We start from the raw sequence: 21,627 nt of genomic DNA, 5'->3' as shown, positions 1-21,627 counted from the left end.
CACGCGTTCGAACATATGTTCTACTGGCGGCGTGGGAACGAACCGACGCTACGAGCGCCATGTCGGCGCACAGATCGATCGACGCATCGAAGAGACGGTCGGCCGCGGCCACCCCATCGGCCTGACCGACGACGAGCTAGACAAGACCCGGCAGCGGCCCGCCTGGGCCGCCACTCCCCTGCCCGTCTGGGCTTGGGTCCGCTACCCCGGCAACCCCGTTCGCGTCGAGGGTTACGCCATAGCCTGGACCGCCCGAGCCGTCATGGTCGAGTGGCAGGACCGCGACGCCAGCCGCCGACTGTGGGTCTGGGCGTCCGCCGTCGAGCGACGGCCCCAGTAACCGCGCATCCCCCAAGTCAGCACGTCAGCATGTTTACATGTCAGCATGCAGACTGGTAGTCTTGTCAACATGATTACAGCGGTAGTGAACCTGAAAGGCGGGTCGGGCAAGACCTCGACCGTCATCCATCTCGCAGCAGCGCTTCGCGAAACTGGGGAGAGCGTGCTCATTGTCGACGGCGACCCGCAGGGCAGCGCGCTCGACTGGGCCAACACCCTCGGTTGGGACGCGACCGGGCTGCCTCGCAACACGATCCACAAGCAGCCCTGGTTGAGCAGCAGCCACCAGAACGTGCTCATCGACACTCCCCCGGGCGATCTGGGTATCACGACGTCAGCAGCTCGAGCCGCTGACCTGATCCTGATCCCGATCCAACCCACCAGCGGCGACTTCTCCCAGTACGCGGAGACGGTCAACCTCATCGAGCAGGTTCAAGCTCTCACGGACGCGCCGGCCTTCACCCTCCTCACCCGAGTGGTCAAGCGCACGGTCGCCGCTGGGCAGATCCGCGACGCGCTCGAACCGTTCGGCGTCCCCGTCCTGACGAGCGAGATCCCGCAGGCGCAGGCTCTCGCGATGGCGTACGGCCTGCCGATCACCGATCCTGGCCAGTACCGAAACGTGCTCGCGGAGTTGAAGGGAATCGTCAAGTGAGCGAGAACCGCTTTGCGGCCGCGGGCCGCGCAGCTCGACCGAAGAGAGCCCAGGTGGGCGAAGGCACCTTCGTGCCGCCGACCCAGCTCGCCGTGTTCTCCGTTCGACTCCCCCAGGAGTCGATCCGAGCGGTGAAGATCCTGGCGGCCGAGCAGGGCGTCCCCGTACAGGTGCTCGCTGCGGAAGCCTTTCAACTCCTCCTCGCCCAGTACGAGGGACGCAAAGCTGATGACAAGTAAGCATGTAATCAAGTCAACTTCCCTACATGCCTACCGGGCCGTCCGGCCCTCCCAGGCCGTCACTCGCCATCCGCGGTGACCCCGTGATTGGGAGCAGCCGGCAGACGCGGGATCGGATGACCCACGAGCTACTGCGCGTCGGCGCCGCTATCTTCCGGGGGACCTGCGCGGTGGCGGCGGCGCTGTTCGAACCCACGGCTCGGCAACTCTGGTGACGGAGGTTCGAGCCCCCACAGCACGTGCTGACTTGTAGGCATGTTTACAAGTCAGCATGTCGCGGTCGACGGTGGGGGAGGGTCGGCGTTGCCGCCCCGTGAGGGGTAACCCCTCACGCTCCCCGGTATCCCGTTCCGGGGCGCGAGCTGCACTCGCGCAGCAGCGACGGAGCGCCGCCCAGAGGTTCGGCCGGCTGTGCCGGCCGCTGATGTTCGCCCGTTGGGCTCACGTTTCTTTGCCGTGAAGCCTTCGGCGGCTCCCTCCGCTTCGCTGCGGTCGTAGCTACCTACGGGCTCCGTTCAAGTGGCTGCGCCACCGGCTCCTCCGAGACTTTCGGCACGCGGTCGCTGCGCTCCCTCACATCGCGCCGAAACTCTCTCCACCGCCGCCCACCGGGTTGCACTGCGCCCTCCGGTTGCTAAGGCGGAGAACCGCCTTCCTTACCGTTATTTCCGTGGATCCGGGGCAGTTGTAGGCTCCGGAACGCGCCAGGGATCCCGGGTATGGCTGACCGCCTTCAGCCGACTGATGGCACGCCGTGATTAGCCGCCCGGGATCCCGCAACGGCAGGACCGCTCATTGAGAAACGCGACCAGATCGCCCCGTAAGGACATGCCGGCACGGTCGTTCACGGCGCACCGCACCCCTCAACGGAAGGACCCTGCATGCCCCAACTCTGGGCCGGTATCGACGCCGGCAAGCCCGAACACCACTGCGTCGTCATCGACACCAACGGAACCAAGCTGCTCTCGCAACGGTTCAAGAACCGAGAAACGGCGATCCTGACCCTGATGGGCGACGTCGCCTCCTTGCCGGGTGGCACCGACGTCGCGTGGGCGACGGACCTCAACCACGGCGGAACGGGGCTGCTGCAGACGCTGCTCAGCTCCCACGCGCAGCCGCTGTTCTACATCTCGGGCCGGGTCGTTCATCACGCCTCGGGCGCCTACCGAGGCGAGGCAAAGACGGACGCGAAGGACGCGGTCATCATCGCCGACCAGGCCCGGACCCGACGAGACGTGACGCTGATGCGGCAGGCCGACGACGTCACCGCGGAGCTGCGCCTGCTCTCAGCCCGGCGCGAGGACCTGGTGCACGACCGCACCCGCGCCGTAAATCGGCTACGCGCCATCCTGGTCCACTACTTCCCGTCACTCGAGGGAGCGTTCAACTACGCGACGACCAGGGGACCTCTGGTGCTGCTCACCCGGTACGCGACGCCGTCCGCGATCAGGCGGACGGGGGAGAGCCGTCTGGCGTCGTGGTTGAAGGGGCAGGGCTGTTGGAAGTCCGCGGCCGTCGCTAAGACGGCGGTGGAAGCCGCGCGCGAGCAGACCTCGGTCGTCGCGGGGGAGGATGCCGCGGCCCGGCTGGTGAGCCGGTCCGCCCGCGATCTGCTCCGCATCCGCGACGAACTCGCCGAGCTCGAGGCCGAGATCGACGCCGTTCTACAGGACAGCAGTTCTGCGGATCTGCTCGTGTCGCTCCCCGGATTTGGGCGCAGGCTCGCCGCGGACTTCCTCGCCGCAACCGGTACTGACCTCGCCGCATTCGAGACGCCCGACCGGCTGGCCAGCTTCGCGGGCCTCGCTCCCGTGCCGCGCGACTCCGGGAAGATCTCCGGCAACCACCACCGGCCACGGCGCTACGACCGGCGGCTGTTGAACGCCTGCTTCCAAGCGGCGTTCATCGCGTCGAGGAACTGCCCGGTCTCTCGCTCGTTCTACGAGCGAAAACGTGGCGAGGGCAAGTCGCACAAGCAGGCACTGATCGCACTCGCCCGACGCCGCATCAACGTCATCTGGGCAATTTTCCGCGACCAGACCAGCTATCACCCCACAGGCGCAGAGCCCGCCGCGTTCGCGTCAGGGACGATCGCAGATGGGTCGGCGGCTCGTGGTCTCGGTGCTGGCGGGAATCCGTGGGAGGGCATCGGCAACCGTCACTCGTGGTGAACCACCTCGCTGCGGGGTAATCCTGGTCAGGGATTCTGCGCGCGATCGACGCGCGCGACAATCGCGCGCAGTGCTTCGACTTCGATGCTGAGGGCGGCGGTGCCCTGAGGAGTGAGAGCGACCCAGTTCTTGGCTCGGCGGCCGTCGTAGCCCCGTCGTGTGGTGATGTGACCGGCCCTGAGTAGGACTTCGAGGTGTCGTCCAAGGTTGCCGTCGGTGAGGTCGAGGGTGGTGCGCAGGAACCGGAAGTCGGCTTCGCCGGCCTCGTGAAGGATGGTCAAAATCGCAAGACGCGTTCGTTGGTGGACGGCATCGTCCAAGGACGCGAACTCGTCGTCGGTCGACTCCTCAGCGCCTGGTGCCACGGGCACGTCCCGTCTCCTGCCGGAAAGTGTTGATACCCAGAACGACGAGGGTGATGCCGGCGATCGTGAGAACGACGCCATCGATTGACAGAGGCGTGGAACCGTAGGAAGCACCCAGGATCAACCCGCTCTCGGGGGCAGCGTCCTGCAAGAAGCTGTTGAAGAGGAAGGGGGAAACTACTGCCACCCCGAGGCCAGCAAGCCACTGGCTGCGATTTTCGAGTCGCCAACCGATCGCGAACAGGAGCACCCCGACAAGAAACGCCGGACCGACGAACTCAACAAGAAAGGCCGGACCGGCGAACATCGTGGGCAAAAACGTCAAGATCGAGATTGCGGCGATGACGGCCGCGATCGGCCCCATGCGCTCGCGCCCCATTCCCACACCTGCGTGAGCAGCAGTAGCCCTCAGCACGATCCAGAGAGCGATGCTCGTGAAGGCAGGAATCAGGAAGCCGACGGTGAACAGCGTCGAACCGGCCAGGGGCAGCAGTCCGGCTGTTACCACTCCGACGCCGGAGACGATCAGCGGAAGTGATGACACGTGCCGCGCGTCTCGGACCCGTTCTTCTAAGGGCGTGCGAGTCAGCGACATGATGCTCCGATCACTCTGTGGTGTAGAGCAACTGTACTCTGCCTTGCAGAGCGGTCGCTAGGACGTCCAGCGTCGGGACCGTTTCGAGCGGCCGCAATTCCGCGCATCAGATCGCGAACAAGCGGACGCCGACCTCAGGCCGGCGCGGTGTCGTGCGCTGCGCGAATTTTTGCCTGGAAGCCTTCGGCAGCGTACGGGCCTCCGGCGTCCACGCAAGCCGCTGCGCGGCCGGCTCCTCCGAGCTTCTCGGCACGCGGTCGCTGCGCTCCCTCCCATCGCGCCGACAACCTCTCCTCCGCCTCCCTCCGGGTTGCGCTCCCACCTCCGACCCTGCTCGGCACTACGTGCCTTCCAGGCAAAAAAACGCTGGGAGAGAAGGAAGAACGATCCGGCCAGACCACCCCCGCTGGCTTGACAAATCTGATTGAGAATCACGGCAAAAAAACGAGGGGGAGGGGCAGGGCAGGACCACCGCCCGGGACCCGACGACGAGAGGACTTCACCATGACCGACACCGCCACCACCGAACCGCAGACACCGACCCTCCCGGAGGCGGTGGCCGAGTTCGTGTCCGTGTTCTCCCACGGGGACACCGCCGACGATCTGGCCGTCCGGATGAGCTGCTGCGAGGTCGACGCGTTGGCCGGACTCCTGCGAGCATTCGGACGAGACGAGGCCGCCGACCTGTGGATCGCGGAGCACGCGACCGACGACGACGAGGGCGACGCGCACACCCCGGAAGGAGCGAAGCGATGACCGAGCAGCCGAAGGCCGACGCCGTGACGATCTATCTCGCGGCTGCGGCCGCCTACGACGAGGCGGTGACCGCGTTCCTCACCGCGGGCGCTACCTACACCGCGGCCCTCGCGAATTTCCGCGTGGCGATGACCGTCTCGCCCACTCTCTCCTGCGAGAAGGTCAACGTGATCGCGCAGATGCTCGACAAGGCCGGTGACCGCGACGCGGCCGGGTGGTGGATCCACGCGCACTGCGCCGAGGAGAAGCGCGAGGAGTTCGAAGCGCACATGGAGTTCTATCTGGAGGATTCCTCATGGCTCTGACCGTCTACTCGAAGCCCTCGTGCGTGCAGTGCACCGCGACCTACCGAGCCCTCGACGCGAAGGGCATCGAGTACACGACTGTCGACGTCACGACGAACCCCGCAGCGCTCGCGTACGTCACGGAGGAGCTGGGCTACTCCGCCGCCCCGGTGGTCGTCGCAAGCGACGAGGACCACTGGTCGGGCTTCCGCCCGGACCTCATCGAGAAGCACGCAGCGTGACCGGCCCGAACGTCGAGAGCGACGAGTACCGGGCAGGGTATCTCGCCGGGCGCGCGGACCGGCAGGGCGAGGTCGACTGGGCGGAGAACGAGGCCGATCGGTACTACCGCCTCGCCTACGGCGACGAGCGGCGTCTCCCGAGTGTCGCCGTGACGCGCGCCGAGCTCGAACAGCGCAGGGCGCTGTCCGAGCCGCCCGTCGAGGTCACCCGACGCGACGCTCTCGCGTCCTGGGGTATCGAGACCGAAGCACCAGAGCAGAACACCCCAAGCGCATCCCCGTCGACGTCGACGGGACGACCCACGAACCGAACCAGCAGGAGAAGGCAAATGAGTACCAGGACGATCACCGGCAACCTCGCCGCCGACCCCGAGGCCGTGCAGGCGGGCCGCGTGCAGATCGTGAAGTTGCGCGTCATCGAGAACACCGGCGAATACCGGGCGGGGGAGTGGACCCCGCACGACGCCCCGACCACGCACTACGTGGAAGCGAAGTTCGAACTGGGCGAGCACGTGCTCGCCTCCCTCCACAAGGGAGACGCCGTGATCGTCGTCGGCTACGAGCGCACCGTCGCCTGGGGCGAAGGCGAGAACCGCCGCACCGGCCGCGTCCTCGAAGCCGACGCCATCGGCCCCAACCTCACCCGCGCGACCGCCGTCGTCACCACAACCACCCAGCGCGCACCCCGACGCAGCGCCGCGGAGTAGAGCGCCCGCTCAGTTCTCGATGCGGAGCACGTAGAGGATGACGTGATCCTCCGGGATCCCTGCGCGCACTTCTGCGATCGCCGCGGCGCTCGTCGCCGCGTTGCTGCGCACCACCGTTGATGCCGATTCCGCGCGCGTCCGGTGTGCCAGCTCCCACATGCCTCCATCGTCCCATCCGGCGCCGACAGCGGCTCTCAGCTCTCGGCGGGGGAGGGCCGGCGGTGCCGTCCCGTGAGGGGCCGGCCCCTCACCCTCCCCGGTGTTCCGCTCGAGGCGCGGGGTGCGCTTCGCGCGCATCGCCTGCGGCGACGGGGAGCCGCTGCGCGGCGCTGCTTCGAGGTTTTTTGTTCCTCTCCGCGGTACAAACCTATTTCGCTCCGTCGTCTCCGTGCCACCTATTCCGGGCGCGGTCGCAGGCTCCCTTATCTCGCCCGGAATAGGCGTCACTGCGACGCCTCCACTCAAACGGTTCTTCCCGCCGGAGAGGCACAAAAAAACGATCAGACAAGACGAAAGCCCCGTAGTTGATCTAGAACCACGGGACCCGTCGCGTCGATCCTCGCACAGGGAGAATCGCCATGACCAGCACGACCACCGCCCGCAAGACCACCGCCAAGAAGCGCGCCCCGCGGACCACACCGGAGGAGCGCCGCGAGCAGGCCGCCGCGCTGCACGAGAGCATCACCGAGCAGGTCGAGGCGCTGCGCGACTCCGACCAGTGGCGACGGTTCCTCTCTTTCGCGTCCTCGTTCCACCGCTACAGCCTGGGCAACCTCCTGCTGATCCTCGCTCAGCGCCCCGACGCCACCGCCGTCGCCGGGTTCCGCGCGTGGCAGGCCAAGGGCCGCCAGGTACGCAAGGGCGAGAAGGCGATCAAGATCTTCGGCTTCGCTCAGCGGAAGATCGCCGCTGACGAGGAGGCCGAGGAGGGCACCACGACCAGCACCGACGAGAAGGGTCAGAAGGTCCAGACGTACTACCCGCTCGTGTCCGTGTTCGCGATCGAGCAGACCGACCTGATGGAGGGCGCCGAGGATCCCCGCGACATCGCGCAGTTGCTCACCGGGGAGCACGATCACGGCGTCATCGCGCCGCTGACGGCCGCTCTCGAGGCCGAAGGGTGGACGGTCGAGCGCCGCCCGCTGCCGCAGGGAACGAACGGCTACGCCGCCCCCGAGGAGCGCACGGTCGTCGTGGATTCCAGCCTGTCGCCGGAGCAGGCCGCAAAGACCCTGATCCACGAGGCCGCGCACGTGCTGATGGGTCACGTCGATGACCTGGAGGAGTACGCGCAGCACCGAGGGCTGATGGAGACGGAAGCCGAGTCCGTCGCGTTCGTCGTCGCCGGGCTCGTCGGATTCGACACCAGCGCCTACAGCGTCGGCTACGTCGCGACGTGGAGCGACTGCAAGGCCGACACGATCCGCGAGACGGCCGCGCGGGTACTCACCACCGCGCACCGCATCGCCGCGATCCTCGACGCCGACGACGACGAGAGCGACGACGAGAGCTGAGAGGCGGCGGGCCGGCCTTCGGGCCGGCCCGTGAGGGGCGACCCCCTCACACTCCCCGACATTCCCCGTTCCGGGGAGCGCGAGCTGCACTCGCGCAGCGGTGACGGAGCACCGCCGGTACGAGGCCGCTACGCGGCCCGTTTCCCCGTTTTCTTCACCTCTCCGCGGTCTCAACCTATTTCGCTCCACCGGCTACGTGCCACCGCTATCGGACGCGCCCTGCGGGCTTATTTCGCCCGATAGCGGCGTCACTGCGCCGCCTCCACTCAAACGGTTCTTCCCGCCGGAGAGGCAAAGAAAAACGATCAGCCAGAGGGAGACACAGCATGAGCGAGCAGCGCGGCCACCGTACCGAGGTCATCAAGAGCGAGTACCACGGACCCGGGACGGAGGGCATCAGCCGCACGGCCCGTCAGGTGGTCATCGTCGGCGCCGGTGGTAGCGACCCGGTGACCGACCAGGCTCCGGCCGTGCACCTGGTCACCCGCAGCGGAGCGGTCGCCGGGGTGACGCTGCAGCACTTCGAGCCCGTCGAGCCCGTGGGGGAGGGCCGGATCGGCTACATGGCTTCCGACGCCTACGTCGTCGTGCCGGTCGACGTCGCGCGAGCGCTCGACCTGTACCCGGCCGCGTACGCGCTGCACGACCGCAGCGAGACGACCGTCGACTTCCGCGACAACGACTGACCCCCGCCGAGACGAGAAGGAGACAGAGCATGCTCACCATCACCCACACCCCCGAGGCCGGAACGATCATCGAGGGCACCAGCCGCGGCGACGGCACCGCCGAGATCCTGAAGGCGTCCGGCTGGCGCTGGGGTCGCTCCATCGGCGCCTGGTACGTCCCGCAGTCCCGGGACCGCCTGCCGAAGTGGTGGACCATCAACCGCGCCGCGACCGCCCTGCGCGACGCCGGACACGAGGTCACGATCGAGGCCGAAGAGACGTTCCGCCCGACCGCCGAGGCGGAGGCGGCGACCATCGAGCGCCAGGCCACCCGGGTCGACGCCCTCGACGCGAAGGCTGACCGCCGCGCCGTCGACGCTGACACCGCGGACGCGGCCGCGCGACGCGCGTTCGATCGGCTTCCGGAGGGTGGCGAGCCGATCAAGGTTGGCCACCACTCCGAGACGCGGCACCGTAACGCGATCGAGAAGGCCCACAACGCGATGGGTCGCAGCGTCGAGGCCGACCGCGAGGCCACCCGCGCGCGCGCCCGCGCCGACGTCGCCGCCCACACCACCGAACACCGTTACGCGCCGGGGATGGTGGCCCGCCGGATCGACCGGCTCGATACCGACATTCGCGGCTGCACGCGGAAGATCGAGGGCAGCTCGCACAACTTCGGTGGCGGCTACATCGAGACGACCGCGCCCGCGACCGGCGCCCGACTCGACCGGCTGCACGCCGAGCGCGCGCAGCTCGAAGATCAGCGCGACTACTGGTCGGAGGTCCGCGAGGCGCAGGCCGCCGCGGGACAGGTCACGATCCACAGCCGCGAGACGATCGCCAAGGGCGACGCGATCAAGCACAAGCACGGGTGGAGCGTCGTGACCCGCGTGAACCCTAAGACCGTGACCGTCGCCCTGGACTGGAACGCCGGAACGCGCCCCTACTCCGTCGCCTACGCCGACGTGCAAGGACACCGCACCGCCACGGAACTCGACGCGGCCCGCGAGGCGGTCGCGGAGACGGCCGCGGCGAGCTGAGCGGGCGAGGGCCGGCCTCCGGGCCGGCCCGTGAGGGGCGACCCCCCTCACACTCCCCGGCATCCCCGTTCCGGGGGCGCGAGCTCCGCCCGCGCAGCGGTGACGGAGCACCGCCGAGGGGAGGCCGCTATGCGGCCCGATTCCCCGTTTTCTTCACCTCTCCGCGGTTCAAACCTATTTCGCTCCACCGGCTACGTGCCACCCATTCCGGACGCGGTCGCTGCGCTCCCTTATTTCGCCCGGAATGGGCGTCACTCCGCCGCCTCCACTCAAACGGTTCTTCCCGCCGGAGAGGCAAAGAAAAACGATCAGCCAGAGGGAGCACCCACACCATGCAGACCGCCACCGACTTGCAGACCACGGCTAAGACCTATCTCACGCTCGCGAACACCCGCGCGGTGAGCATCCGCGTTGTGGGCACCGACCCCAGGACGACGCCCTCCGTGCTCGTCACCCGCCGCAAGTCCGGTGTCTGGGAGGCGTGGCACTCCGACGAGCTGCACGGCATCACCAGCGGCTCGTTCCGCCACTGCGTCACCCACGCTCGCCGCGCAGCGATCCGCCGCGTCGCCCCGTTCATGAGCCGCTGAGAGGACCACACCATGACCCGCACCGACACCGGCCGCGCCACGGCCGAGCAGCTCGCCCTCATCCTCGACACCCGCCGCGCCGAGTCCGACGACGACGCGACCGCCGCGGACGCCGAGATCCTCGCGCACATCCGCAACACGCTCACCCTGCCCGGAGAAGGGGCCCCCGGCGGATTCCCGGTCACCGACGACGGCACCGCCTACGCCGCCGCGCTGATCGCGTTCCTCACCCCCGCCGAGAAGCAGGACACCGGCGCGGCACTGGCCGCTTTCCTCACCCCGACCCCGGAGACGCTGGACGAGCGTGCGGCACGCATCGAGTCGAACCGGCGGGTGGATGAGGGGTGGCAGGCGCTCTCCCCGGCGGAGCAGGCCGCGCAGATCGCGGCCGTCGAGCGGACGGAGAACCCCGGCGGGCCGTGCGACTGCGCCAACTGCTACGAGCCCGCCGACCGGTAGCCGCGCGGTGCGGGCCGGCCTTCCGGGCCGGCCCGTGAGGGGCGACCCCCTCACACTCCCCGGCATCCCCGTTCCGGGGGCGCGAGCTCCGCCCGCGCAACGGTGACGGAGCACCGCCGAAGGGAAGCCGCTACGCGGCCCGTTTCCCCGTTTTCTTCACCTCTCCGCGGTTTCAACCTATCTCGCTCCGACGCCTCCGTGCCGACCTTTCCGGACGCGGGCGCAAGCGCCCTTATTTCGCCCGGAAAGCCCGTCACTACGGCGTCTCCACTCAATTGGTTTCATCCCGCCGGAGAGGCAAAGAAAAACGATCAGGAAGACGACAAAAGCCCCGTAGTTGTACTAGAACCACGGGACCTGTCGCCTCAATGATCGCACACCGATCAAGGAGAAACCATCGTGAACACCACCGCAACCGGGACCATCGAGCACATCGACCCGACCGCCCTCGTGATCGAGCAGAACGTCCGCACCAGCGCCCCGCTGACCAAGGAGTTCATCGACTCCATCCGTCAGAGCGGGATCCTGTCGCCTGTGCTCGGACGCCGCGACGAGCACGGCAACGTCATCGTCCGCGCGGGGCAGCGCCGGACCCTCGCGAGCCGTGAAATCGGCCTCGCGACGATCCCTGTCTACGTCGTGGAGGGCGACGACAAGACCGCCGAGCGGATCGTGCAGCAGATCATCGAGAACGACCAGCGCGCCGAACTCACCACCGCCGACCGCACCGCCGCGTGGGCGCAGCTGTCGTTCGAGGGCCTGTCGGCCGCGAGCATCGCCAAGCGCACCGGCACCAAGGCCGCGACCGTGAAAGCGGGACTGGCGGTCGAGGAGTCCGCAGTCGCGCGGACCGCGCTGCACGAGCACGAGCTGACCCTGGACCAGGCCGCGATCATCCTCGAATTTGAGGACGACGAGGAAGCCCGCGCCGACCTCATCACCGTCGCCACCACCAACCCGAGCCAGTTCACCCACACCGCAGAGCGCCACCGCAAGGCGCGCGCCCGCCGCGTCGCCGTCCTCGTGGAGGAGGCGAACCAGGAGGCCGCAGGCTTCACCGTCCTCACCCGCGATCAGGTCGACGGCGAGGGCAGCGCGTGGGTCGTCATCGACCCGCTGCGCACGGAGGACGGCAAGCGCGTCACCGTCGAGCACATCGCGACCATCGAGCCGCGGGGCGTCCTCGTGAGCACCATCTACGACGGCAACACCCACGTCTCCTACGCGATCCAGGACCCCGCCGCCCACGGATTCAGCTACGCCTACAACGCGCCCGCCGAGCCCGAGACGGAGGAGGAGAAGGCGGCGAAGTCCGCCGAGCGCCGCATCCTCCTCGCGAACAACCGCGCCTGGATCGCCGCGGAGACGGTGCGCCGCGACTGGATCGCGACGCTCCTGTCCCGCAAGACCCTCCCGAAGGACACCGAGCGCGTCATCGCCCTGGGACTGACTGCGCACCGCTCGTCGGTGTCGGGCGGGATGGGCAACGGCAACGCGCTCGCGCACACCCTCCTCGGTGTCACCCAGCCCTCCGGCTACCACGCCGACGCGCTGGCCCCGCTGGTCGAGGCGAACCCCGCGAAGGCCCGCCTGGTCGCGCTGGCGATCGTCCTCGCAGGGCAGGAGGCGAACACGAGCAAAGAGTCGTGGCGCCGCGGCGACGCCCGCGCCGCGGCTCACTTCCGCCAGCTCGCGGCCTGGGGTTACGCGCTCTCCCCGGTCGAGCAGGTCGTCACCGGCGACACCACCGCCGCCGATGCCGCGGCTCTGAGCTAGCCCGCTCCGCGGGGACCGGCAGCCGCCGGTCCCCGCCCCTCCTCCCTCGACTCTGCAGAAAGGCCCACCATGACCACCACCACGACCCCCGCCCCCGACGTCGACGTGTGGGGACACACCGCCGAGCTGCGCGCCGCGCAAGACGCCGTGAACGCTGCCGCCCAGACGGGCGAGATCCGCGCCCTGCACGCCGCGGTGCGCGTGCTCTTCACCGCTGCCGCCCGGCACGCCTGGCCGACCGCCACGGCTCTCGTGTTCAAGCGCGAGAGCGTCGGCACGTTCTCCGGATACTGGGCGCTCTACCGCGTCACCGACGCGGGGCACCGGGTCCTCCGCGAGTGGGAGGACGAGCCCGACGAGATGAGCGACGAGAGCGACGAGGAGCGCGTCGCGCTCGACCTCATCACGAACAGCCACGAGACGCAGGACTACGCCGACACCTTCGGCCCGCTCCGCGAGGGCGTGGCGGTCGGATACCACCTCTACATGCTCTGAGCGCGCGTGCGGGCCGACCCGAAACGGGCCGGCCCGCACGAGGGGGAGAGCCCCCTCGACCCCCCCGGTCACGCGGATGGAACGGCCACCCGCGCTCGAGCGGCGATCAGCGGCGAGGGCGCGGCCGGTGCCGCTTGCCCGCACGGATGTTGCGGTTCTCGATCACACCAACGACGGCCAAGCCGATCGCTACGGCGACGAGGAGGAACCAGCCCAGGACGTTGAACCACTCGCCCGAGAACGCGGCGAACGTCTGCTCGCCGGCGATGCTCGCGAACATCAGCGACAGCCCGAACCAGACCATCCCGTTACTGATCAGCGCAGCTCGAGCCAGGGGAGTGCGAGGAGTGGTCATGGCGTCACTGTCGCATTCGCGACTGGGACTGCCCCCAGCTCTCAGAGCGGCCTACTCTGACGAGGCAGCGTCGAGCGGGGTCTTCATCCCCTAGCTCCGCTGTCGCGGACCCCGCCATTCGCCCCGATTGACCGAGGGACCGCGCGCGGCCTTCGGTGCGCGGGCGGCTCACAGCCCCGCCGGCGGCCGCACCTGCCGGCGATGCGCCCGCTGCAACGCAGGAAGTTGACGCATCGCCATGTGCACGAGGATCCCGCGCGTCACAGTGTCCGTGCCCAGCCGCTCGAACGCCGCCCGGGTGATCGGCTGGTTCCGGCAGAAGGTGTCGTGGAACCAGGCCCGGGGGAGGTAGCCCTCCGTGTAGAGGTCATGGAAGTAGACGCCGACTGCTTCTTTCAGCAGCAGATCCGACCACCGCTGCGCGGTGGCCGGAGGCAGCCGGAAGAACCTCACCGCCGACACCAGCCGCGTCGTCCACGCCCACACGACCGTCACCGCGGCCGCGAGGAACAGCAACGCCAAGAGCCACTGCCACCCATCGGCGGCAGTCACCACGGCCGCCGCCGCGAGCACGCCGGTCAGTCCGATGCTCACCAGCGCGATGGGGATCGCGGCCAGCAGTGACCGGCGCTCCGCTGCGCGCAGCGCCGTCGCCACATCGCCGCCCCTGCCGAGCTCGCCCGCCAACGTCGGGCATCGCGTCGTCTCCGTGAATGAATCCGGCACCGCAGTTCCCCGCAGATACCGCTCATCGAGAGCGCGATGCAACGCGGCATCACGCACCTCGTTGTCATCCGCGCCGGTCAGAAACCCCGCCGGGATCGCGTACTGATGCGCCACGAACGCCAACAGCTCCGGCGACGGCTCCACATACTCGTCACCGTCGCCAAGGACGTCGGCGGCGGGGGAGTAGCGCACCATCTTCCCGGCCTTCGCGAACACCGGCCGCGCGACTGCCGAGCGCACCCGCTCCCGGTCGCCGCCATCGTCGTGTGCGGTGATCAGAGCGGCCATCCGCGCCCAGGGGCTGCGCAGCAGAGCCGCCGTCGACAACGATGCAACCACCGGCACCCCTCCCGATGCGCTCGTCAGACCATCAACGGTAGTCCCGATCTAGTGGGCGTCGTCGTACGCCTTCTGGACATCGGCGGGGATGCGGCCGCGCGAGGAGACCTCGTGCCCGTTCTCCGCCGCCCACTCCCGAACCGCCTTCAACCGCTCCGGGGTGGCCTTCGCTCGAGCGGGCGACGCCGAGCCGGCGCTGCCGTCTCGGCGCACGCGCCGGCCCGCGTCGATGTACTTCTCGAACACGGCGCGCAGCGCGTCGGCGTTCTCTGCCGACAGATCGATCTCATAGTTCGCACCGTCGATCGAGAAGTTGACGGTTCCACCGTCGCCCTCGATCGGAGTGCCGTCGAGATCATCGATGAGAGTCAGCTTCTGTGCCATCAGGGGGCTCCTACTGCTTAGTAAAGATGGATATGTCTAATGTGCTCTTACGGCTCGCGGTCATGTTCTGCCGCATCATAATGGACGTTTCAGTAGCTGCTATTCCAGCAAGCCGTCGACGTGCCAACGAATAGTGTAGGCGACGTATGGCTCGAGAATGTGAATTGTATTTCCGACATCCTCGGGCATATATTCAAAGACGGGCTGCGGTGTCCCGCTCGCAGGGTCATTGCCTGGTAGATCTTGGAAGATTTCGCCGACTTCGGCGTCCTCATTGTCCGCCTCTTTCAGCGCGGCCTCTAGGGGTTTTGTCGCCAGCGCGCTCATTTGTGCCAGTTTGCCGCCGACCTTTACGTCTCCTGACTTCTGGTCCCTGAGCATGCTGTCGATTTGTAGATTCAGCTCGGTGGGAGAAAGGTCGAGAGGGGGACCGAGCTCCTTGAGGGCAGCGATTATGACCTGGTAGCCATCATATTCACGCCCATCCACAAGAGTGTGAGTTTTTCTCTTCTGCCCGCGCACAAGTGGTCCGCCAATGAATCTCTGAACCCACTTTATTGCGCCTTCATCTCGGACTTCGCGGTAGAAGTCCTCCCAGTCGGCTGGCTCGTTCACAAGGGTGGGTTCGTCGCACTCCTCGATTACATCGTTGACGGTCTCGACCAGCTCAAGACACAGTTGCTGCATGATCTGAGGACTGCCGTAGCTATTGGCGGCCAACTTCTCCCCGAGACCAAGGTGGTCTTCGAGCCGGAGCTTAGGAAAGCCAATGCTGGCGATTTCTGCCAAGTCCGTAGATGCCCACGGCGTGACCTCGACCACTGCCGTTCTGCCTCCCATATCCGAGACAAGGTCGGTGCTTTCTGCGCGACGGTGGGGCAGTGTGATGAAGATGATGCAGGCGCCGGCGAAAGCAACCGGCTTAAGCGCTTGCACGAGTGACTTCCGAACCCCCCGGGGGATGAAGTGGAAGTCGTCAACCACCACGGTGACGCGACCACCCTTTGCGTAGATGGTTTTAACCGCCTCAAGAGCGGCTTGCTCGGGGTTGATTGTTGTGTTGGACGAAGAGCCAATATCGGTGGTGTGCTCACCCCCAACGTCCGCTCCAGCTTCGCCAACTCCGAAAAGACTTAGTTTGCTGAAGAATCCCCATTTGCTTTTATCGCCTGTCACCTTTGACTGCGAAGTTTCGCTAGGGATCCCAAAATATGTGGCGAAGCGGGTCCAAAAGTCTTCGACCTTCTGGATAGCATGCCCTTGAATTACAAATGCATTCGGAGCTTCTTTTTGAGCAAGTACAGTCTTGCCCATTTTGGTAGGACCGACAACCGACACAAGCATTCCGCCGCGCCGGATATGTTTGCGGAGCCTGGCGGCAGCGCCATCGTCCGCGCGGTCGACGTAGGTCAGAGTGGTGTTCTTCCCGGGGGTGAACACGTCGCTAGATCGAATCTTCGTCACGAGGCCACCTTAGTGTCTACGGCCGTGGCTTGGTCAACTATCTGATCGACTTGGCTTCGGTCACGGCGTCGTCTTCGGCAAGATCCGGATACGATCACCCACTTCAAGCCTCGCGCTAAACCTCACCTCCGTCAGTATTGATTCAACTGCAATGTCTCCCCGTGCCCATAATGTGAGGATCTGCATCGCCTTCGCCACGGCGTCGCTCTTGCCGGCGCTCGGCGCGGCCTGCGTCAAGGTGAACATCGCTTGCAGCACGTCGAGGATCGGTTGATCTTCCTTTGAAAGACGAAGTGTAAGTTCATTGATTGCCGTACCATACTTTGCCACCTCGGCGCCGTCACGAGCGGCTACGACCACGTGATCGTGCCGCTGCGCCCGACGATGAAGCCGCGCTACCCGCTGACCCCGATCGACGTCTACGCCGCATGGACCCGGAAGGACGGGCTGCCGCTGGACCCGTGGCTGCGCACGCACATGCGGATGGGCGCGACGGTCCTCGGCGTCGCCCCTCGGTCGCAGGTGATGACCGGCACCGTCGCCCAGTGGGAGGAGTGGACCGGGATGGCCCTGCCGACATCGGGGGAGTACGTCATCCCCGGCGGCCTCTCGATGCTGCGCGTCGACCGCGACGCGGACGAAGGGATCTACGTGGAGCCGAACATCTGGGTGCAGCACCGCTGAGCCGGCGGGTGCTGCTCTCGGCCGCGCCATGCGCGCAGCCGAGAGCAGGGCGGCACCGGAGCCCCTTGCCCGGTATGGCCGCTCGCGGTGTCAACGAAGTCCCCACTTCTCGACCGCACCGCACCATTAGACACGACGTGCCAACGGTGGCGATGCCCAGCGCACCCGGTCGAGCAGTTTCTACTTGCGGTCACGTCGCGCCTCGCGGCGCATGAGGACTACGAACCCCACGATCACGAACAAGACGACGAAGCCGACCGCCACGAACGGCAGGTAGTTCAGGAAGAGCAGCAGCAGCCCCGCCCACAGGTCGAAAGTCATCCCGGTCAGGTCGGGACCGCGGCCGGCGGGAGCGGGTCGAGCAGGTGGGGTCCGTTGTTGCGGACGCTGTTCACATCGCGGGACACCTCGTAGTGCTCGAGGTCGTGCGCGACCGCGTACGACTCCCGGTCGAGCAGCTGCATCAGAGCGTCGACGTCGAGGTGCCCGCCGAGCCAGTCGTCGTACCCGTCCGGCGTGATGCACGCCGGCATCCGGTCGTGGACCTCACCCGGCGCCACATGCGAGTCGCGAGTGATGATCGCCGTCGACAGCCGCCACTTCTCCGGATCGTCCTCCGCCTTCGACGGATCCGGCCACGCCGACACGATGCCCGCCATAGCGAGGGCCGCATCGGGCTCGTAGATGAAGTGCGGCTGCTTCCCCGTCTCCGTGACCGTCCACTCGTAGTAGCCGGCCGCCGGGATCAGCACCCGCGACGTCGCGAACGCCTTCCGGAACATGGGCGAGCTCGCGACCGTCTCGATCCGCGCGTTGATCGGCTGCGGCCGCTGCTTCTTGAAGTCCTTCGCCCACACCGGCACGAACCCCCAATGCACGGTCGGCGCCGACCGCTCCCCGTCGCGCTCACGCACGACCGTCACCGGCGACGTCGGCGCCACGTTGTAGTTCGGCCGCAGGCCGGCGAAGTCGCCGGTGAAGAGGTCCGGGAGCAGGCCCTCGGTGTTGTCCTTGACGACGAAACGACCGCACATGCGCTCAGCCTACGGACGGGACCGACCGCGCCCACCGATCCATTGAAGGATGCCGATCGTGACGACCGAGACCACGGCCACGAGGAGGAGGAAGGGAAGGGCGCCCAGCAGCAGGAATAGCACGAAGCTGTCTCCACCCTCGAACCCATCCACGAGTGCAGCCGGGGCTCAGGAGGAGTTAGGAAGCCGGCGTGAGCGGCCCGGTCGTGAAGTCACTGCGACCGTCCCCGCCGCAGACCTGGAAATCGGAGGGCGTGTCGATTCCCGGGCCGGCGCCGTCCGAGGTGACGAGCACCCGGACAGTCGTCGCGGTAGTCGGCGTGCAGTCGTATGCGCCGACCGCCGAGAGCTGGCCCTCCGCCTTCGCCGACTCACCCGGGGCGAGAGCCCCCGGGAACGCTTCCGCACCCGACGTGCCGGCGCTGGTGAGCTGTGTGCCATCGGCGCCGAGCATCAGAACGCCCGGCCACCCGAAGTACGAGCACGCCTGATCCGAGGCGTTCGTGAGCACGATCGCAAACCCTTCCTGGCCCGCCCCGGAGAGCTCGGGCCGGTCCTCCACCGTGGCCGTGAGCTGCGTGTCCTGGCACGGGTCCTCTGGCCACACCGGACCGGCCGCTTCCCCCTGCGCAGTCGCGGTCGGCGTGGGAGTAGTCGAGGCGGTCGACGTCGGAGTGGCGGTCGCGCTCGACGCCGGTGCGGCAGCCGATGTCGACGCCGGAGCCTCCGTCGTCGAACCGGCGCAACCGACGAGCGCAAACACGGGAAGGGAGAGCAGCAGAGCGAGGGTGGAGCGGCCGGTCCGAGTCGTCATCATCCGGCGAATCTACCCTCGACAGCTCGATCCGAGTGAGCCGATCTATGAGCCGTCGACGGCGTTTTCCTCTCCCGCCCGGCTCGGGTGTCCGGTCGGGGATCGTTTACCGGTTCTCGCGGTGCCCCGTTTCGTGGTGCTGCTCTCGGCCGCGACCGAGCCGCGGCCGAGAGCAGTGCGACACCGGCGCCCCCGCGCCGATCTGTCGCGCGGCCGAACGAAGTCCCCACTTCTTGGCCGCGTCGCCACAGTCGAACCACGAACGCCGACGGTTGCGGTTTCCGGACTGCCCCTGCGGCAGGTCTGTAGCGGCGAGCAGGGACCCGGCGACGCAGCGTTCCTGCTTCGCTCACTTGTTGGCGACCTGCCAGGTGCCGTCCACTCCGGCTCCCTGACTTTCCTCGAGACCGACCTAGGAGCGGGCAGGGGTGGAGCCTTAGCAGCCGCCGACAAAGCCGCTTGCGATCAGCGGAACGACGACGGTGGCGGTGACGCTGGCCGCGACGAGGACGGCGACTCGTGGCAGCGTCCTGTTGATGCGTCCAGCGATCGTCGCGGCGATGAGCATGATGCTCAGTTCTGCGATGGGAAGAAACCCCAGGTTCGAAAGGGTCAGTGCGGGCTCGGGTCCTCTCCGGGTGTCCCACGGGTCCCAGAGGAGAGAGGAGAGCCAGGTCCCGGCCCAGCCGGGTATCACTGCGATGAGTGCCATGGGGCCGGCGGTTCGATGGTGACCGTCCAGCGTCTCGTCACGGCCCGCGCAAAGGACGAACAGAGCGAGAAGTATCGAGGCGACGCCGGCGACTGCCAGCAGAGCGCGAACGTCTGACGCCCCAAGGTACCCGGGACAGTCGTCCCCGCCGACCACGGCTGCCACCGAGAGCGGAGACGCAAGCCCCGCCACAAGGATCGCGATGAACCGTGCGACGCTTCCCAATCCGAGACGGCGCCAGGTTCGCGCGCCAGACCGCTTCGTCCTCGATCGCACGCGCTCCTCCTGATGCTGCACAGGCCGGAGCTCACTCATGCAGCGAAGTCTCGCAGGAGAGGATCATATTTGCTCCTAGTCCATGGGCTGTCTCACATGGGGATCGTTCACCGGTCGCGTATGCAGCTACGGGCAGCGGTAGGTCTTCGCGAAGTCGGTTGCCGTGAACTGCCTTCCCTCGGTCATCGAGTTGAGCGACGGGCAGATGTCGTTGTTGTGCGCCGCCGCTACGAAGGGGGTCGCTGCTTGTGGGACGCAGCCGTAGTCCTGGTCGGGCTGGTCGAGGATGCGCAGCTGACCCGTCTCCCCGGCGGCGAGGTGAAGATCGGACCAGGAGCAGGACCAGGTGAGTGAGGCTCCGGTGTCGTTGGTGATGCTGACGTAGTGCGAAGGGCCATGCACGCCGAACAGCAGATCACCCACCCACAGAACCGCGGCCGCCAGGACGGCTAGAGCGCCCAGCACGAGCGACAGTCTCAACAACCGTCGTTGGCGGGGTGATGTCTGCCGGTCCGGCGAGAGTCCACTCGGATCCCAACTGTCCAGGCGTTCAACCACGGCGTATCCACCCCTCGGCGCGACGTGAAGCGGCCTCGACCGCCGCCGAGCTCGTTACCTTGAGTTCTCCCACGGGAGAACAGTAGGCGTGACGCGGCTCTCACCACGAGGAGCTACCGACTCGCGACCGAGAGTGTCCTGTAAGGGGATCGATCCGCGGGACGCTTTCAGCGGACTGCTCGGAGGGGCTACTGCTCGTCTTTCCGGGCTGCTCGGCCGACGAAGTGCACGGACCGTCGAGCGTCGACGAGTTCGCGCTTCTCGAAGTGGCGAACGACGAAGGCTCCTGCGACGAACGAGTAGCCGATGCCCTCCGCGATTCGTGTGAGGACCGGGATGGTGCTGATGATCTGTTCGACGGTGGGTGATCCGTTGGCTTGGTAGGGGGCGATCCAGAACGGCACGATCGTGCCGAAGACGATGCCCAGGAGAATCCCGGCGACACCGATCCAGAACATGGAAGTGGACGAAAGTGCTCTGAGCATGGGATCCCCGGAATGTTCGGTGGGCGAGTCGAGAGGCGCCGCTGTCGGACGCGCCGTCCTCGCTCACTGCTGATCGGTCTGGTTACAAGCGCAGGTTGAGCGCGGCGAGGACGGTGACGAGGCCGGCCGCGACGACGACGACCGTCAGTGCAACGCGCCCCGCCGTACGGCGGAGAAGGCCGGTCATCGTGGCGGTGTCCGCCACGCGAGTCGCGATCACGAGGTCAGGAACGCCGGCCGGCGGTTGCGGTGGCGTCGTGGAGTCGTCTTCGCTGGCCGGGACGCTCACGGTCTGCTGAGCCGGCTCGATCCGATCGGGCAGCTTCTTGAAGCGGCCATCATTCGATTCGCCCACAGCGACCTCCCCAGCGGTCGCCGCATCGCGACCCTCCTTCGTGACTGTAGCCGTGCAACTCCATTGCGTCAGCGTGAGCGCGTAGCGGCCTGGAGCTGGAGACTGCTGCGGCGCACGTCTCCTCTCCACTCCTCGAGCGTCCACCGATCGGGTCCCGTAGAGGAACCTGCTGCTTCCCGAGCGCGCTGCTCGCTGCCATAGATTCCAACGACGTCGGTGCCGTCTGCCCAGAGGGCTGTCCTGAGGAGGAGGTAGTGCTCACCGTCACTGCTGTTCTTCACGCCTCGGATCCTCGTCGGTTCCGACGTCGTTCGGTCACCGTGGCGCGAGGTATCACAGTGCTGGCGCGCGTCCCGTATCGGGATCGGTGACCGGTACACGCAGACGCGACATCGAGCGCCTGTCGTTCCTCGCGGTCGCCTGCACGAATCTTCGTGCCGCGAAGTTGAGGGCGCCACTGCGGAGGAGGCGATCGAGGGCGCCCACGCGATGCTGCGCCGCGCCGGCTACCGCATCGAGCGGTACAACGACCCGCGCGGCCGCTGG

Annotated in this window: 32 protein-coding genes; 16 read left to right on the top strand and 16 right to left on the bottom strand. The window is 67.4% G+C overall.

Translation table 11 applies throughout. The features are described from left to right. The first annotated feature begins 31 nt into the window (after positions 1-31). The 4 genes from C5C44_RS13475 (at position 32) to C5C44_RS13460 (ending at position 3,404) form a co-directional block, all read left to right on the top strand. Positions 32-340 (top strand): hypothetical protein, encoded by a 309-nt coding sequence (locus tag C5C44_RS13475; RefSeq protein ID WP_104224215.1) that lies wholly within the window; start codon positions 32-34, stop codon positions 338-340. Between the two features lie 69 nt (positions 341-409). After that, entirely contained in the window at positions 410-994 is a 585-nt protein-coding gene (locus C5C44_RS13470) for an AAA family ATPase (protein ID WP_181072910.1), read from the top strand. A gap of 53 nt (positions 995-1,047) precedes the next feature. Next, positions 1,048-1,233, top strand: coding sequence for a ribbon-helix-helix domain-containing protein (locus C5C44_RS13465; RefSeq protein WP_104224213.1), 186 nt, complete (start codon positions 1,048-1,050; stop codon positions 1,231-1,233). An 881-nt stretch (positions 1,234-2,114) separates the two neighbouring features. Continuing rightward, positions 2,115-3,404, top strand: coding sequence for an IS110 family transposase (locus C5C44_RS13460; RefSeq protein ID WP_258062328.1), 1,290 nt, complete (start codon positions 2,115-2,117; stop codon positions 3,402-3,404). Positions 3,405-3,430: 26 nt separating this feature from the next. On the opposite strand, the gene C5C44_RS13455 is transcribed toward C5C44_RS13460, so the two are convergent. Continuing rightward, positions 3,431-3,724, bottom strand: a complete 294-nt coding sequence (locus tag C5C44_RS13455) for a transcriptional regulator (protein WP_258062327.1) — start codon at positions 3,722-3,724, stop codon at positions 3,431-3,433. Between the two features lie 28 nt (positions 3,725-3,752). Beyond that, a complete protein-coding gene (locus C5C44_RS16760; RefSeq protein WP_146084343.1) occupies positions 3,753-4,364 on the bottom strand; it encodes a hypothetical protein in 612 nt (203 codons plus the stop codon). 504 nt (positions 4,365-4,868) lie between these two features. Here C5C44_RS16760 and C5C44_RS13450 point away from each other — a divergent pair. From C5C44_RS13450 to C5C44_RS16755, 4 genes are read left to right on the top strand one after another with little or no spacing between them, the layout of a single operon-like run. After that, a complete protein-coding gene (locus C5C44_RS13450; RefSeq protein WP_104224211.1) occupies positions 4,869-5,120 on the top strand; it encodes a hypothetical protein in 252 nt (83 codons plus the stop codon). Further along, complete coding sequence (locus C5C44_RS13445; protein WP_104224210.1) at positions 5,117-5,425, top strand: hypothetical protein; 309 nt, start codon at positions 5,117-5,119, stop codon at positions 5,423-5,425. The genes C5C44_RS13450 and C5C44_RS13445 overlap by 4 nt, the downstream gene beginning before the upstream one ends. Then, a complete protein-coding gene (gene nrdH, locus C5C44_RS13440; protein WP_104224209.1) occupies positions 5,416-5,646 on the top strand; it encodes a glutaredoxin-like protein NrdH in 231 nt (76 codons plus the stop codon). The genes C5C44_RS13445 and nrdH overlap by 10 nt, the downstream gene beginning before the upstream one ends. Beyond that, positions 5,643-6,353 carry a single-stranded DNA-binding protein gene (locus C5C44_RS16755; protein WP_146082262.1) on the top strand — a complete coding sequence of 237 codons (711 nt, stop codon included), beginning with the start codon at positions 5,643-5,645 and terminating at the stop codon, positions 6,351-6,353. Before nrdH ends, C5C44_RS16755 begins: the two co-directional genes overlap by 4 nt. 9 nt (positions 6,354-6,362) lie before the next feature. Here the strand turns inward: C5C44_RS16755 and C5C44_RS17105 are convergent, their stop codons facing one another. Then, positions 6,363-6,512, bottom strand: a complete 150-nt coding sequence (locus C5C44_RS17105) for a hypothetical protein (RefSeq protein ID WP_181074967.1) — start codon at positions 6,510-6,512, stop codon at positions 6,363-6,365. 419 nt (positions 6,513-6,931) lie between these two features. On the opposite strand from C5C44_RS17105, the gene C5C44_RS13430 reads away from it, so the two are divergent. The 7 genes from C5C44_RS13430 to C5C44_RS13400 all read left to right on the top strand — a co-directional run bounded on the left by C5C44_RS13430 (position 6,932) and on the right by C5C44_RS13400 (position 12,895). Further along, the gene (locus C5C44_RS13430; RefSeq protein ID WP_104225214.1) at positions 6,932-7,867 is read left to right on the top strand and encodes an ArdC-like ssDNA-binding domain-containing protein; all 936 of its coding nucleotides are present in this window, start codon (positions 6,932-6,934) and stop codon (positions 7,865-7,867) included. 326 nt (positions 7,868-8,193) lie between these two features. Continuing rightward, positions 8,194-8,553 carry a hypothetical protein gene (locus C5C44_RS13425; RefSeq protein WP_104225211.1) on the top strand — a complete coding sequence of 120 codons (360 nt, stop codon included), beginning with the start codon at positions 8,194-8,196 and terminating at the stop codon, positions 8,551-8,553. Positions 8,554-8,582: 29 nt separating this feature from the next. Further along, positions 8,583-9,575 (top strand): DUF3560 domain-containing protein, encoded by a 993-nt coding sequence (locus C5C44_RS13420; RefSeq protein ID WP_104225212.1) that lies wholly within the window; start codon positions 8,583-8,585, stop codon positions 9,573-9,575. Between the two features lie 332 nt (positions 9,576-9,907). Further along, a complete protein-coding gene (locus C5C44_RS13415; RefSeq protein WP_104225217.1) occupies positions 9,908-10,165 on the top strand; it encodes a hypothetical protein in 258 nt (85 codons plus the stop codon). Between the two features lie 12 nt (positions 10,166-10,177). Beyond that, positions 10,178-10,624 (top strand): hypothetical protein, encoded by a 447-nt coding sequence (locus C5C44_RS13410; protein WP_104225216.1) that lies wholly within the window; start codon positions 10,178-10,180, stop codon positions 10,622-10,624. Positions 10,625-11,023: 399 nt separating this feature from the next. Then, on the top strand, positions 11,024-12,400 hold the full coding sequence (locus tag C5C44_RS13405) for a ParB/RepB/Spo0J family partition protein (RefSeq protein WP_181074971.1): 1,377 nt from the start codon (positions 11,024-11,026) through the stop codon (positions 12,398-12,400). A 69-nt stretch (positions 12,401-12,469) separates the two neighbouring features. After that, a complete protein-coding gene (locus C5C44_RS13400; protein WP_104224270.1) occupies positions 12,470-12,895 on the top strand; it encodes a hypothetical protein in 426 nt (141 codons plus the stop codon). A gap of 106 nt (positions 12,896-13,001) precedes the next feature. Here C5C44_RS13400 and C5C44_RS13395 read toward each other — a convergent pair whose 3' ends face one another. The 5 genes from C5C44_RS13395 to C5C44_RS13375 all read right to left on the bottom strand — a co-directional run bounded on the left by C5C44_RS13395 (position 13,002) and on the right by C5C44_RS13375 (position 16,523). Then, positions 13,002-13,250 carry a hypothetical protein gene (locus C5C44_RS13395; protein WP_146082275.1) on the bottom strand — a complete coding sequence of 83 codons (249 nt, stop codon included), beginning with the start codon at positions 13,248-13,250 and terminating at the stop codon, positions 13,002-13,004. A gap of 168 nt (positions 13,251-13,418) precedes the next feature. Continuing rightward, positions 13,419-14,315 carry a hypothetical protein gene (locus C5C44_RS13390; protein ID WP_146082274.1) on the bottom strand — a complete coding sequence of 299 codons (897 nt, stop codon included), beginning with the start codon at positions 14,313-14,315 and terminating at the stop codon, positions 13,419-13,421. A gap of 48 nt (positions 14,316-14,363) precedes the next feature. Next, positions 14,364-14,699, bottom strand: coding sequence for an Lsr2 family protein (locus C5C44_RS13385; RefSeq protein WP_104224267.1), 336 nt, complete (start codon positions 14,697-14,699; stop codon positions 14,364-14,366). A gap of 99 nt (positions 14,700-14,798) precedes the next feature. Continuing rightward, on the bottom strand, positions 14,799-16,163 hold the full coding sequence (locus tag C5C44_RS16750) for a hypothetical protein (RefSeq protein WP_146082273.1): 1,365 nt from the start codon (positions 16,161-16,163) through the stop codon (positions 14,799-14,801). 60 nt (positions 16,164-16,223) lie between these two features. Next, on the bottom strand, positions 16,224-16,523 hold the full coding sequence (locus tag C5C44_RS13375) for a hypothetical protein (RefSeq protein ID WP_146082272.1): 300 nt from the start codon (positions 16,521-16,523) through the stop codon (positions 16,224-16,226). A gap of 6 nt (positions 16,524-16,529) precedes the next feature. On the opposite strand from C5C44_RS13375, the gene C5C44_RS13370 reads away from it, so the two are divergent. After that, complete coding sequence (locus tag C5C44_RS13370) at positions 16,530-16,847, top strand: hypothetical protein (protein WP_146082271.1); 318 nt, start codon at positions 16,530-16,532, stop codon at positions 16,845-16,847. Between the two features lie 180 nt (positions 16,848-17,027). Here C5C44_RS13370 and C5C44_RS17100 read toward each other — a convergent pair whose 3' ends face one another. The 8 genes from C5C44_RS17100 to C5C44_RS17235 form a co-directional block, all read right to left on the bottom strand. Then, positions 17,028-17,168: a hypothetical protein gene (locus C5C44_RS17100; RefSeq protein WP_181074970.1), complete on the bottom strand. Its 141-nt coding sequence runs from the start codon at positions 17,166-17,168 to the stop codon at positions 17,028-17,030. Between the two features lie 5 nt (positions 17,169-17,173). Continuing rightward, positions 17,174-17,881: an SOS response-associated peptidase gene (locus tag C5C44_RS13365; protein ID WP_104224263.1), complete on the bottom strand. Its 708-nt coding sequence runs from the start codon at positions 17,879-17,881 to the stop codon at positions 17,174-17,176. A gap of 178 nt (positions 17,882-18,059) precedes the next feature. Continuing rightward, a complete protein-coding gene (locus C5C44_RS13360; protein ID WP_104224262.1) occupies positions 18,060-18,698 on the bottom strand; it encodes a DUF4232 domain-containing protein in 639 nt (212 codons plus the stop codon). A gap of 433 nt (positions 18,699-19,131) precedes the next feature. Then, entirely contained in the window at positions 19,132-19,722 is a 591-nt protein-coding gene (locus C5C44_RS13355) for a hypothetical protein (protein WP_104224261.1), read from the bottom strand. 87 nt (positions 19,723-19,809) lie between these two features. Then, the gene (locus C5C44_RS13350; protein WP_146082270.1) at positions 19,810-20,163 is read right to left on the bottom strand and encodes a hypothetical protein; all 354 of its coding nucleotides are present in this window, start codon (positions 20,161-20,163) and stop codon (positions 19,810-19,812) included. A gap of 266 nt (positions 20,164-20,429) precedes the next feature. After that, positions 20,430-20,699 carry a hypothetical protein gene (locus C5C44_RS13345; RefSeq protein WP_104224259.1) on the bottom strand — a complete coding sequence of 90 codons (270 nt, stop codon included), beginning with the start codon at positions 20,697-20,699 and terminating at the stop codon, positions 20,430-20,432. Between the two features lie 109 nt (positions 20,700-20,808). Continuing rightward, a complete protein-coding gene (locus C5C44_RS13340; protein WP_104224258.1) occupies positions 20,809-21,081 on the bottom strand; it encodes a hypothetical protein in 273 nt (90 codons plus the stop codon). A 333-nt stretch (positions 21,082-21,414) separates the two neighbouring features. After that, positions 21,415-21,627: hypothetical protein (locus C5C44_RS17235; RefSeq protein WP_219827853.1), on the bottom strand; the 213-nt coding region annotated here is incomplete at its 5' end.

The organism is Rathayibacter sp. AY1F6, assembly GCF_002932035.1.
GTDB lineage: Bacteria > Actinomycetota > Actinomycetes > Actinomycetales > Microbacteriaceae > Rathayibacter.
The sequence above is the reverse complement of the archived record's forward strand: the minus strand, read 5'-3'. Positions and strand labels throughout refer to the sequence as shown.